Annotated in this window: 12 protein-coding genes; 8 read left to right on the forward strand and 4 right to left on the reverse strand. The window is 68.3% G+C overall.

Going from position 1 to position 12,466, the window contains the following annotated elements; all coding sequences use genetic code 11:
- Positions 1-113: 113 nt before the first annotated feature.
- The 4 genes from ATL41_RS13530 to dnaA all read right to left on the reverse strand — a co-directional run bounded on the left by ATL41_RS13530 (position 114) and on the right by dnaA (position 5,278).
- Positions 114-866: a DciA family protein gene (locus ATL41_RS13530; protein WP_245854702.1), complete on the reverse strand. Its 753-nt coding sequence runs from the start codon at positions 864-866 to the stop codon at positions 114-116.
- A complete protein-coding gene (recF, locus tag ATL41_RS08110; RefSeq protein ID WP_098458023.1) occupies positions 856-2,073 on the reverse strand; it encodes a DNA replication/repair protein RecF in 1,218 nt (405 codons plus the stop codon). Before recF ends, ATL41_RS13530 begins: the two co-directional genes overlap by 11 nt.
- A gap of 19 nt (positions 2,074-2,092) precedes the next feature.
- On the reverse strand, positions 2,093-3,223 hold the full coding sequence (gene dnaN, locus ATL41_RS08115) for a DNA polymerase III subunit beta (RefSeq protein ID WP_098458024.1): 1,131 nt from the start codon (positions 3,221-3,223) through the stop codon (positions 2,093-2,095).
- 579 nt (positions 3,224-3,802) lie between these two features.
- Positions 3,803-5,278, reverse strand: a complete 1,476-nt coding sequence (gene dnaA / locus ATL41_RS08120) for a chromosomal replication initiator protein DnaA (protein ID WP_098458025.1) — start codon at positions 5,276-5,278, stop codon at positions 3,803-3,805.
- 492 nt (positions 5,279-5,770) lie between these two features.
- Here dnaA and rpmH point away from each other — a divergent pair, with 492 nt between their 5' ends.
- The 8 genes from rpmH to ATL41_RS08160 all read left to right on the forward strand — a co-directional run bounded on the left by rpmH (position 5,771) and on the right by ATL41_RS08160 (position 12,439).
- Positions 5,771-5,908 carry a 50S ribosomal protein L34 gene (gene rpmH / locus ATL41_RS08125; RefSeq protein ID WP_050347370.1) on the forward strand — a complete coding sequence of 46 codons (138 nt, stop codon included), beginning with the start codon at positions 5,771-5,773 and terminating at the stop codon, positions 5,906-5,908.
- Position 5,909: 1 nt separating this feature from the next.
- Entirely contained in the window at positions 5,910-6,266 is a 357-nt protein-coding gene (gene rnpA, locus ATL41_RS08130; RefSeq protein ID WP_098458027.1) for a ribonuclease P protein component, read from the forward strand.
- Positions 6,263-6,583: a membrane protein insertion efficiency factor YidD gene (yidD, locus tag ATL41_RS08135; protein WP_098458998.1), complete on the forward strand. Its 321-nt coding sequence runs from the start codon at positions 6,263-6,265 to the stop codon at positions 6,581-6,583. The genes rnpA and yidD overlap by 4 nt, the downstream gene beginning before the upstream one ends.
- Before the next feature lie 54 nt (positions 6,584-6,637).
- Positions 6,638-7,588, forward strand: a complete 951-nt coding sequence (yidC, locus tag ATL41_RS08140) for a membrane protein insertase YidC (RefSeq protein ID WP_098458028.1) — start codon at positions 6,638-6,640, stop codon at positions 7,586-7,588.
- A 42-nt stretch (positions 7,589-7,630) separates the two neighbouring features.
- Entirely contained in the window at positions 7,631-8,134 is a 504-nt protein-coding gene (locus tag ATL41_RS08145; protein WP_169924527.1) for a Jag family protein, read from the forward strand.
- Between the two features lie 1,353 nt (positions 8,135-9,487).
- Positions 9,488-10,198, forward strand: coding sequence for a 16S rRNA (guanine(527)-N(7))-methyltransferase RsmG (gene rsmG / locus ATL41_RS08150; RefSeq protein WP_342744428.1), 711 nt, complete (start codon positions 9,488-9,490; stop codon positions 10,196-10,198).
- Between the two features lie 82 nt (positions 10,199-10,280).
- The gene (locus ATL41_RS08155; RefSeq protein WP_425432666.1) at positions 10,281-11,312 is read left to right on the forward strand and encodes a ParA family protein; all 1,032 of its coding nucleotides are present in this window, start codon (positions 10,281-10,283) and stop codon (positions 11,310-11,312) included.
- Positions 11,309-12,439 (forward strand): ParB/RepB/Spo0J family partition protein, encoded by a 1,131-nt coding sequence (locus tag ATL41_RS08160; protein ID WP_098458030.1) that lies wholly within the window; start codon positions 11,309-11,311, stop codon positions 12,437-12,439. The genes ATL41_RS08155 and ATL41_RS08160 overlap by 4 nt, the downstream gene beginning before the upstream one ends.
- Positions 12,440-12,466: the final 27 nt, after the last annotated feature.

Consider the following 12,466-nt stretch of genomic DNA (forward strand, 5'->3'; position numbering starts at 1 on the left):
GTCATACCAGCCAACTTCCCCAGTCTACCTGGAAACGGCAGAATCGTCGGCCTGACACGACTTTTCCACAGCCTTTCCCACAGTGCGCCACCGAGGCTCGCGCACAGGTCCTGTCAGCCCCACGTGTCGCGCGGCCCTCGGCCCTTGACCGAACGCTGGCCACGGCTGAACGACCGTCCGACAGGGCCCTGGACGCGCACCTCCGAGACGACCCCTTCGCCGAGCTCGGCCGCGAGCCGGGTGAGGAGCTGAGGGGTCAGCAGCTTGAGCTGGGTCGCCCACGCTGTCGAGCTGGCCCGCACGTGCAGCACGTGGTCCTCGAAGTGCTCCGGGGTGCAGTGATCCGCGATCTCGTCGCCGACTACCTCCCGCCACCGCCCGATGGCACCCCCGACCGAGACCTCCTCCTCCCAGCCACGCTCACGCAGGAGCGCAGACATCGTCGACCCGAACAGCTGCGGGTCCCGGCCATCGCGGCCCGGACCTGACCGGACCGTGAAGTCTGCGCGCTTGCGCGGCATACCCGGACGCAACCCACGCTCGCGTGCCGCAGCCTTCGCGCGGTTGAGCGCCTCGCGCGCGACCTGCGCCGGCGACGGCAGCTCGACGACGTCACGCACGGTCCCCGGAGGCTCGAGAGCGTCGTCGTCCCGCACGACGACGGCCGAACCGTCCCACGTGCTCGTCACCCCGGGCGGGGCGTCGGCGTCGTCGGTCGAGGCCTTCGCCTCGTGCTCCGCGCGCAGAGCCTCGGCGCGCGCGGCCGCGCGTCGCGCCGCGGCCCTCGCCTTCGCGACGGCCTCCGCCGCCGCAGCAGCCGGGTCGGGACGCTCTTGCGCCGCGGGTGCGACGTCGTCAGACGACACGGCTCACCCGTCCCTGCAGCACGTCGTGCCGGGTGCCGCTCAGGCTCGCCGGGACGTCGTCCGGCACCGCGGCCGTGATGATCACCTGCCGCGCGCCGCCCACGAGCTCCGCGAGCCGCTCCCGACGCCGTACGTCGAGCTCGGCGAAGACGTCGTCGAGGATGAGCACCGGTTCACCGTCCTCGCGCGAGTCCGCGACCCAGAGATCGTCGTCCTCCACGGTCGTGAGACCTCCCGACGTCCCCGACGCGAGGAAGCGGTAAGCCGCGAGCCGCAGCGCGAGCGCGAAGGACCACGACTCCCCGTGGCTCGCGTACCCCTTCGCCGGCAGCCCGCCGAGCACCAGGGTCACGTCGTCACGGTGCGGGCCCACCAGGCAGACGCCGCGCTCGAGCTCCTTCGGGCGCACGCGTGCGAGCGCTTCGAGCATCTGGGTTTCGAGCTCGGCGCGGCTCGGCTGCGCAGCCGGGACGAGCGCGACGTCCTTCTCGAGCGCGACCGCGAGCGACGACCGGTACGTCACGACGGCCTCGCCCTGCCCGGCGCTGACCTGCTCGTACGCCTCTTGCACGTGCGGCGCGAGAGCCTGGACCAGCCGGTGACGCACCGCGATGATCTCCGCGCCGAGCTCGGCGAGGCGGGCGTCCCAGACGTCGAGCGTCGACAGGTCTGGAGCAGCGCCACGGGTGCGCCGCGCGAACCCAGCGGACTTCAGCAACGCCGACCGCTGCCGCAGCACCCGGTCGTAGTCGCTCAGGACGCTCGACATGCGCGGCGTCACGAGGACCGTCAGGTCGTCGAGGAACCGCCGCCGCGCGTCCGGGTCCCCCTTGACGAGGACCAGGTCCTCAGGCGCGAAGAGCACGGTGCGCAGGATCCCGACGACGTCACGCACCTTGGTCGTGACCGCCCGGTTGATGCGCGCACGGTTCGCACGCCCCTGGTTGATCTCGATCTCGATCGTGCTCGCTCGGTCGCCGCGGACGACGCGCGACCGCACGAGCGCACGCTCCTGGCCTGCGCGGATCAGCGCAGCATCAGTCGCGACACGGTGGGAACCGAGGGTCGCGACGTAGCCGATGGCCTCGACGAGGTTTGTCTTGCCCTGGCCGTTCGGCCCGACGAGGGCGTTGACCCCCGGCTCGAGCTCGAGGTCCACCTCGGCGTACGACCGGAAGTCGTGCAGCGAGAGGTGCGAGACGTACATGCGACGCGCACCGCCCTCGTCAGCTGGCGAAGCGGATCGGGACCAGCAGGTAGCGGTAGTGGGTCAGGTCCTCGCCGTCGAGCGACTCCTGCCCGGTGAACTCGACCGGCTTGTTGGGGTGCGTGAAGCTCAGGCGGACGAAGTCCGTGCCGAGCGCGCCCAGGCCGTCGAGGAGGAACGTCGGGTTGAACGCGACCGAGATGTCCTCACCCACGAGCAGCGCCTCGAGCGCCTCCGACGCCTGAGCGTCGTCGCCCTGACCGGCGTTGAGCACCACAGAGCTGTCGCTGAAGGTGAGGCGGATGGGGGTGTTGCGCTCCGCGACGAGGGCGACACGCTTCGTCGCCTCGATGAGCGGCTGCGTCGGGACCACGGCGTGGATCGGCGTCTCGTCCGGGAACAGTCGGCGGACGGGCGGGTAGTCGCCGTCCACCAGCAGGGACGTGGTGTGACGGCCGCCGGCCTCGAAACCGATGAGGTCGACGCCCGTGCCGGTCGACAGCGCGACGGTGACCTCGCCGGACGAGCCGAGCGACTTCGCGACGTCGGACAGCGTGCGCGCACGGACGAGGGCCACGTCCGAGATGTCGGGGCGAGACGGCTTCCACGTGAGCTCGCGCAGCGCGAGGCGGTAGCGGTCCGTGGCGAGGAGCGTGATCTGCTCGCCCTCGATCTCGAGGCGGACACCCGTGAGCAGCGGGAGCGTGTCGTCCTTGCTCGCCGCGACGGAAACCTGGGCGACGGCGGACGTCAGCTCGTCGCCCGAGACGGTGCCGACGGTCGCCGGCATCGCAGGGAGTGCGGGGTAGTCCTCGACCGGCATGGTCAGGAGCGTGAAGCGGCTCGCGCCGCAGGTCACGGTGACCTTGTTGCCGTCAAGGGTCACGTCGACCGGCTTGTTGGGCAGCGCGCGCGAGATCTCGGCGAGCAGGCGACCCGAGACGAGGACCTCGCCACCCTGCGAGACCTCGGCAGGGATCTCCGAGCGGGCGGAGACCTCGTAGTCGAACGTCGAGAGCTTGAGCATGCCCACCTCGTCCGCCTCGATCCGGATGCCGGAGAGGACGGGCGCCGGCGGCCGTGCCGGGAGCGTGCGAGCGGTCCAGGTGACCGCCTCGGCGAGGACATCGCGTTCGACGCGGAACTTCATCGGCCACCCTCCAGGACGTCGAGCTCATGAGATCAGTCCGGAGCCAGCGTGCGAGGACGCACGAGTGGTCACGGATCTGCCCCACACTACGCGAGCCAAGGCTTGAGAGTCACGTCGGTGTCTCTTGGCATGCCGGTGGTCCGACCGGCGTCACCTCGTGTGCTCGTCAGGGCCCTCGTTGTGGAGGGGCGGATCCCGGAAGGGTCGTTCTGGGGATGGGCTTGTGGGCCGCCAGAGTCACTGGATGAAGGTGTGTGGATTTCTCTGTGGTGAAGGGTTCGTCGTCGTCATCGGTGCTGTGGATTCGGTGGATCGGGCGTGTTCACCGAGGTCGGCGGCGATTTTCGGGTGTGGGTGCGGGAGCTGCAGATCCTGTGGATCGAGGCGCCCGCGTGTGGATGTCGTTATCGGGCCTCAGCGGCGTCCACGAGACTCCACCGTGCCGTCCACAGTTTTCGGGCTGTCGTCCACGTCTATCCACAGCCTTCCCCACAGGTGTGGACAGTCGTCCCATGCATTGTTGAAGGTCACGTCGAGGTCACGGTGTGGTCATCTGCCACGCCGTGGGCCGAGGACGTGTCAGCTACGGTGCTCGTGCTTGATGCGGCTCGTGAGCTCGGTCACCTGGTTGTAGATCGAGCGGCGCTCGGCCATCTGTGCCCCGATCTTGCGGTTCGCGTGCATGACCGTCGTGTGGTCACGACCGCCGAACTGCTGACCGATCTTCGGCAGCGACAGGTCCGTGAGCTCGCGGCACAGGTACATCGCGATCTGACGGGCGGTCACGAGGACGCGCGAGCGCGAGCTGCCGCACAGGTCCTCGATCGTCAGGCCGAAGTAGGTCGCTGTCTGCGCGATGACGCTCGCCGCGGTGATCTGGGATGTGTCGTTGTCCGTGATCAGGTCCTTGAGGACGATCTCCGCGAGCCCCAGGTCGACCTGCTGGCGGTTGAGGTTGGCGAACGCCGTGACACGGATGAGTGCACCCTCGAGCTCGCGGATGTTCGTCGTGATCTTCGAGGCGATGTACTCGAGCACGTCGTCGGGCGCTGCGAGGCGTTCGCCCGAGGCCTTCTTGCGGAGGATCGCGATCCTCGTCTCGAGGTCCGGCGGCTGGACGTCTGTGATCAGACCCCACTCGAACCGGGAACGTAGGCGGTCCTCGAAGCCGTTGAGCTGCTTGGGCGGCAGGTCGGACGTGATCACGACCTGCTTGTTGGCGTTGTGCAGGGTGTTGAACGTGTGGAAGAACTCCTCCATCGTCTGTTCCTTGCCCTGCAGGAACTGGATGTCGTCGATGAGGAGTACGTCGACCTCGCGGTAGCGACGCTGGAAGGCGCCGGCCTTGCCCTCACCGATCGAGTTGATGAAGTCGTTCGTGAACTCCTCCGAGTTCACGTACCGCACGCGGACGCCCGGGTAGAGGCTCTGCGCGTAGTGCCCGATCGCGTGGAGCAGGTGCGTCTTGCCCAGGCCTGAGTCGCCGTAGATGAACAGCGGGTTGTAGGCCTTGGCGGGGGCCTCGGCGACCGCGACCGCAGCGGCGTGCGCGAAGCGGTTGGAGGCACCGATGACGAAGGTCTCGAAGATGTAGTGCGCGTTGAGGCTCGTCGGCTCGAAGGACGACGGGTTCGACGACGGACGACGGTTCGGGTTGAAGACGTCGCTCTCGGAGATCAGCTGTGTCGGCGCCGACTGCGGTGCAGAGCCCGCAGGCGCGACGACGGGGACCTGGCCCGTCGACGGGTTCGAGGGGCGCACGAGTGGAGGCTCGGAGCCGTCCTCGAGAGTCGTGTCGACAGTGATCGCGAAGCGTGCGTCGTCCCGCTCGGTCGCGTTGACGAGAGCCTGCGTGAGCTCGAGACGTACCCGGCTCTCGAGGTAGTCGCGGGTCCACTCGTTGGCCACGGCGAGGATCATGTTGCCCTCGACGAGCGCGAGCGGGTGAGCGAGCTTGATGAAAGCGAGCTGGCGCGGAGTCATGTCCGGGCTTGCCTCGAGCTCCGCGAGGGCGGAGCTCCATACGGCTGTGACGGAGTCGTCAGGGCTGGACATCCCGGATCCTTCGTAGACGGTAGGTGCCTGGTGAGTCTGTCATGGTGGACGACGATCCACATAGTTGTCCACAGCCTGTGCGTCCAGGTCTCGTGCAAGGTCTTGTCGCTCGTCTGATGCGCCAGATCGGCTGGATCATGCGTCTCGCGGGGGATAAGGCTCGGGCTGCCCCGTCGCAGGGCCACGGCTCTCGCGCCACGTGACTGTGCCGATTTCCACAGCGTGGGGATCCGAGTTTCACAGGATGTGGGTGTAGCGGCACGTTGCAGAGGGGCAGTCGTTCGTGTCGTGGTGCGCTCGAACTGCGCCAGGACGTGGTAGTGCTGGTTTGACCAGAGCCCCGCTCTCGACGTAGCGTTGTCAAGCCATTCGGCACCTTCGCCATGCCCTCGACAGGGCAGCGAGCGGACGCCGGATCATTGCTTTGGTACAACCTCGTGACTGTCTCCTGCCCGTGGGAGGTAGTACTCCCCAACCTCCTTGGAGTTACTCGTGAGCAAGCGGACCTTCCAGCCGAACAACCGGCGTCGTGCCAAGACCCACGGCTTCCGTCTTCGCATGAGCACGCGCGCCGGTCGCGCGATCCTCGCTGCCCGCCGCCGCAAGGGCCGCGCCGAGCTCTCCGCCTGAGGTGCTGCCTGCGGCGCAGCGCCTTCGCCGTTCGGCCGACTTCGGACGGACGGTAAAGAAGGGCGCGCGCGCCGGACGATCGACCATGGTGGTTCATCTGCTCTCCCAGGAGAGCGACGAATCCGCCATGGTCGGTTTTGTCGTCTCCAAGGCCGTGGGCAACGCGGTCACGCGTAATCGCGTCAAGCGTCGCCTGCGCCACGCCTCGCGCTCGGTCGTCGAGTCGCTGCCCAACGGGACGACCGTCGTCGTGCGTGCCCTCCCTGGCGCTGTCGACTGCTCCTACCAGGAGCTGAGCAAGGACTTGTCCGCGTGCGTCGCGCGCGCGAGACGCACGCGTGGACGGACGCCGCGATGACGACCAGCACGGCGGCTCCGCGAACGCAGCAGCGCCGGTCCGCCCGCTCTGTGATCCTTGGCTTGCCGGCCACGGCGCTCGTCGGCCTCCTGCGCCTCTACCAGATCGTCCTGTCACCGATGACTGGACCGACGTGCCGGTTCTACCCGTCGTGCTCGTCCTACGCGATCACCGCGGTCCGGCGGCATGGAGTCCTCCGGGGTGGTGGGCTCGCGATCTGGCGGGTCCTGAGGTGCAACCCCTGGAACTACGGTGGCGTCGACGACGTTCCTCCCGTGTCGGGCTCACGGCGCGAGCGTCACCAGCACGCACACTGACCTTCGACCTTCCCGGCACACCGCCAACCCACCGCACGCTCTGGAGCCGTCTCGATGGATTCCCTGTACGACCTGCTACTGCCGATCCAATGGGTCGTCGCCTGGATCATGTACGGGTGCCACTGGCTCCTGGAGAACCTCGGGATGTCCGCCACGGGTGGCGTGACCTGGGTGTTGTCGATCGTCGGCCTCACGCTCGTGATCCGCACCGCGCTGATCCCGCTGTTCTTCAAGCAGATCCACGCGTCGCGCGGCATGCAGCTGCTCGCGCCGGACATGAAGAAGCTTCAGGACAAGTACGCGAACCGCAAGGACCCGGCCTCACGCGAGGCGATGGCTCGCGAGATGCAGGAGCTGTACAAGCAGCACAAGACGACGCCCTTCGCGTCGTGCATGCCGATCCTTCTGCAGACACCTATCTTCTTCGCGCTGTTCCGCGTGCTCAACGGTCTGCCTGGCATCGCGGACGGCACGAGCGGCGGCATCGGCCCGATCAACCGTGAGGTCGCGGGGCAGATCGAGTCGTCGCGCTTCTTCGGTGCGCCGCTGTCGGAGACGTTCCTCAACACGGACGTCAACGAGGTCAAGATCGTCACGGCGATCCTCATCGTCATCATGTGCGTCACGCAGTTCTTCACCCAGCGTCAGCTCACCATGAAGAACATGCCGCCGTCGGCCCTCGAGGGACCGACCGCCGCGATGCAGAAGAACATGATGTACTTCCTGCCCCTGATCTTCGCGATCTCGGGTGTGAACTTCCCGATCGGTGTCCTCGTCTACTGGACCGTCTCGAACCTGTGGTCGATGGGCCAGCAGTTCTACACGATCCGCAAGATGCCGACGCCCGGTTCGGAGGCCGCGAAGCGTCTGGAGGCCCGCAAGAAGGCTAAGGGCCAGCTGCCTGCTCCGGACACGACGACTACCACGACGACGGCCGTCGACGAGAAGCCGACGACGGGTCAGCGCCAGCAGCCCGTGTCCAAGAAGCGCAAGAAGAAGAAGTGATCGTGACCTCGGCCTCGGCCCACACAGACACAGGAGCATGACGTGACTACGACGCGTAACGAGGAGCCTCGCTCGGCGACCCAGCGGCTCGAGGACGAGGGCGAGATCGCCGCGGACTACCTCGAAGAGCTTCTCGACATCGCCGACCTCGACGGCGAGATCGACATGGACATCGACCACGGTCGTGCGACCGTCGACATCGTGACCGAGCACGACGGCTCGCTCGCGCACCTCGCGGGCAAGAACGGAGAGGTGCTCGACGCTCTCCAGGAGCTGACGAGGCTCGCGGTCCAGGCACGCACGGGCGAGCGGTCGCGGCTGATGCTCGACATCGGCGGCTACCGCGCGAAGCGCCGCGCCGAGCTGACCGTCGTCGCGGAGAAGGCGATCGAGAAGGTTCGCTCGACCGGTGAAGCGGTCGCGCTCGACCCGCTGAACGCTTTCGAGCGCAAGGTCGTGCACGATGTTGTCACGGCTGCGGGTCTGACGAGCGTGTCCTACGGCGTCGACCCCGAGCGGTACATCGAGATCCAGCCGGCTGACTGAGCCGCTCCGGCCTCGCGAGAGCCGCCGCACACCCAGGGTGTGCGGCGGCTCTTCTTGTCGAGTGGGGTGCGGGTTGCTCCTGCTGTTTCACGTGAAACACGTGCGTGCAGCTCGCACAGTGTTCGAGCACGCCGAGGTCGCGGGGCCAGGGGGGCCGTGGCTCGACGCGGTCCGAGACCGGTGCGCCGTGAGTTCGGTGTGGATTGCGACTGGTGTGGGCTGAGCCCGAGGCCACTCGGACTCCTCGCTGTTGTGCGCCGGTCGGAGGGGCCGATTGCCGGGGCGGAGGCGTAGCCCACGTGAGGCTTGCGCCTGTTGTGTCGCTCAGTGTCCGCTCGTCGTTCTTCAAGATTTGTGCCGCGCTGCGTCGCTTCCATGTCGCTCGCGCCTCGGGGTTCGCGCGTCAAGGGGGTTTCGGCGGCGGCGGGGGAGTGGCCTGCGCGGGCTCACGAGGAGGTCGCGGCGGCGCCCGGGTAGGCCGGTTTGCTCGCTTTCCACTCCGCACGGCGCCCGAACGGGATTCCATCGTGCCGCCTGTTCGTCGCTGGGAGCTCGGCCAGCCCGTGCCCGATGCCCGTGCATCGCATGGTCGCGCGAATGCACGCACATGGCGGGACAGGCGACGCTGAGCTCACGTCCCCCCAAGCATGGTGCTCGGCATCGCCGCCGTGCTTACCGCCGCCTCGCAGCACCCGATGATCGACGTTCGGGCCCCGGACGCGCGAGGCTTCTGGAGCGCTTCCTAGTCGCGCCAGGCCGCCACCGGTCACGGCCACAACTGCTCGACGGGCAGACGTACGTCACTGACCCTGCAGATAACTGGGTCGGCGCGGCCCGAAGAGGTGGAGCACGCCGAGGTTAGGGGTGGCCGAAGGGCCGTCGTAAGTGACCGACCAACTGGTAGCCGGGTGCGGGCTCGGATCGGTGGAGGAGCAGGCCGACGTTCGACGTGGCCGAAGGTCGGTCGTAAGTGACCGACCAGCGGGGGGACCGGGTCCGCGGCCCTGGAGCGGTGGAGCAGGCTGGCCGAAGGCCCTCGAAGGCCCGTCGTGCACGACCGACCGGGGCGAGCGGGGCCGTGGCCTGATCACGTCAGCATGTCCATCTCGCGCTCTCAAGCGGAGTGCCCCCGCCCAGGGACTGGTGGCTGCGTGGCAAGGTCGGCCGTCACGAAGTCCTTGGGCGTCGGCCCGGGCGGGGAAGGACGCGGAGCCTCACGCTTCGCCTCTCCGGCAGGCGCCCGCCGGCGGTGCCCGCGCGCGGAGTCTTCCACGGGGCACCTGTGACGCCGGAGCGGTGGCGGATTCACGATAGCCTTGGAGCGTTGTCGGGTGAGCGATGGAGGACTGCACCGTGACCGAAGATCGAGGCCCGCAGGACGCTGTTTCACGTGAAACGGCATCCGCCCACGTCATCGTTCCGGCGCAAGATGCGACCGATGCGGACCTCGACATGGGTGCGGTCCGGACGTACTTCGGCTCCGCGTTTGCGGCGGTCGCCGAGTTCCACGAGATGCTCATGAAGCACGGCGAAGAGCGCGGGCTCATCGGACCACGCGAGCTTGACCGACTTTGGACGCGACACCTCCTGAACTCCGCGGCCGTCGTGCCATTCCTTCCGGCCAGCGGGTCGATCGTCGATCTTGGCTCTGGCGCGGGGCTTCCCGGCATCGTCGTCGCCGCGATGCTGCCGGAGGCGCAGGTCGTGCTGATCGAACCCATGGAGCGCAGGTGCACGTGGCTCTCGGAGGTCATCGAGAGGCTCGGGCTGGAGAATGCTGAGGTCCGCCGCGGGCGCGCCGAGGAGTTCCACGGCGCCTTCGAGGCGGACGCCGTCACCGCACGCGCCGTGGCTGCGCTCGACAAGCTGGGACGTTGGGCATTTCCGCTCCTCGAGCGCGGGGGAGTCCTGGTCGCACTCAAGGGACGGTCGGCTGCAGACGAGATCGAGACCGCGACGAAGGTGCTTCGGCGCTACGGGGCGACTGACGCGGAGGTACTCGCGGCAGGTACGCTTCCGGGGGTGCCTACGACGACCGTGGTGCGCGCAACCCGCACCCGGTGAGTCGCGATCGGTGCGGTAGCCACCTCATCGCAGGACGACGTACGACTAGGGCAGCGCGATGCTGCGAAGAGAGGACACATTCGTGACGCTCGGTGCACCAGTTCCCGGCGACGGTGAGGTCGGCTCGGTTTCACGTGAAACGGCCCCGGACGACGTCCGACGTGCGGCGCTCCTCGACGTGGTGCCGGACTTCTCCGAAGACACCCCGCTCGCGGCCCAGCTTGCCCTCGACTCGCGTCGACGGATCGAGCTCCGAGGCCGCAAGTTTGCCAAGCCGGCCACGACCAAGATCATCACCGTCGCGAACCAGAAGGGTGGCGTCGGCAAGACGACGACCACGGTGAACCTCGCGGCCAGCCTCGCGCAGTCCGGCCTCAACGTTCTCGTCATCGACAACGATCCCCAAGGCAACGCGTCGACGGCCCTCGGTATCGACCATCGCACGGGCACGCCGTCCGTCTACGAGGTACTCGTCGACGAGATGCCGATGGCGGAGGCCGTCCAGGTCAGCCCTGAGATCCCGTCGCTGTGGTGCGTGCCCGCGACCTTGGATCTTTCCGGCGCTGAGATCGAGCTCGTCTCGCTCGTTTCACGTGAAACGCGGCTCCGCCGTGCACTCGACGACTACCTCGCGCACCGCGATGCGGTAGGGGAGCCGCGCCTGGACTACGTCCTGGTCGACTGTCCCCCGAGCCTCGGACTTCTGACAGTCAACGCCTTCGTCACAGGTCGCGAGGTGCTCATCCCCATCCAGTGCGAGTACTACGCGCTCGAGGGCCTGAGCCAGCTGCTCAAGACGATCGAGATGATCCAGTCGCACCTCAACCGCGGTCTGCACGTCTCGACCATCCTCCTGACGATGTACGACGGTCGGACGAACCTTGCTCAGCAGGTCGCAGCCGAGGTGCGCGAGCACTTCCCGGCGCAGACCCTGCGCACGAGCATCCCCCGCTCCGTGCGCGTCTCCGAGGCGCCGAGCTACGGCCAGACCGTGATGACCTACGACCCCAACTCCACGGGCGCCCTCGCCTACCTCGAGGCCGCCCGAGAGATCACCGAGCGCGTCGCGGCCGCTGACCGCGCTGCCGAGCACCACCACCAGGAGAACGCATGAGCGAGAAGCGGCGAGGCCTTGGCCGAGGCCTGGGTGCACTGATCCCCACCACGTCGGACAACGAGCGTCCGGTCGACGTGTTCTTCGCCGGCGGTGCCGGCACCGGTGTGGCGAGCGACGTGCTCACGCCCCGATCCGCCGTCGACACGGCGGACGCTGAAGCGCCCACCGGTGCCGCTTCTGAGACCGCTCGCGGCCCCCAGAAGGCCGCGGAAGCGACCGGCAGTCCGAGCGCATCGCCGAAGGCCGACAAGGGCCGTGCGCGCCAGCGTGGCACAGGGGAGGAGCTCGTCCCTGTCCCGGGCGCGACCTTCGCCGAGATCCCGCTCGACTCGATCCGCCCGAACTCCCGCCAGCCGCGCACCGTGTTCGCCGAGGAAGAGCTCAACGAGCTCATCGGGTCGATCGCCGAGATCGGCGTGCTCCAGCCGATCGTGGTGCGCCCCGACCCGAGCGGCACGAACGAGTACGAGCTCATCATGGGTGAGCGCCGCTGGCGCGCCTCCCGGGAGGCCGGCCTGACGACGATCCCCGCGATCGTCCGCGACACCGAGGACACCGACCTCCTGCGTGACGCCCTCCTCGAGAACCTTCACCGGGCTGCGCTCAACCCGCTCGAAGAGGCAGCTGCCTACCAGCAGCTCCTCGACGACTTCGGCTGCACGCACGAAGAGCTCGCGACGCGCATCTCGCGGTCGCGCCCGCAGATCTCCAACACCCTGCGTCTGCTGAAGCTTCCGGCCCTCGTCCAGCGCCGCGTCGCGGCCGGGGTGCTGTCCGCAGGGCATGCCCGCGCGCTCCTGGGCCTCCAGGACGCAGCCGCGATCGAGCGCCTCGCTCAGCGGATCGTCGCCGAGGGGCTGTCTGTGCGCGCCACCGAGGAGGTCGTCGCGCTCGGTGGGCTCGACGGCGAGGAGCGCAAGCCTCGCAAGCCTCGTCCGGGCACACGCTCGGCCGCGATCGACGAGCTCGCAGCCCGTCTCTCCGACCGGTTCGAGACCCGCGTGAAGGTCGATCTCGGTCGGTCCAAGGGCAAGATGACGATCGAGTTCGCCTCGGTCGAGGACCTCAACCGGATTCTCGACGTCCTGGCTCCTGATGACCCAGGCGTGCTGCGCAAGAGCTGAGGGCGGCAACAAGGAGGCCCGGACACC

Origin of the sequence: Flavimobilis soli, from assembly GCF_002564025.1 — a bacterium.
Lineage (GTDB): Bacteria > Actinomycetota > Actinomycetes > Actinomycetales > Cellulomonadaceae > Flavimobilis > Flavimobilis soli.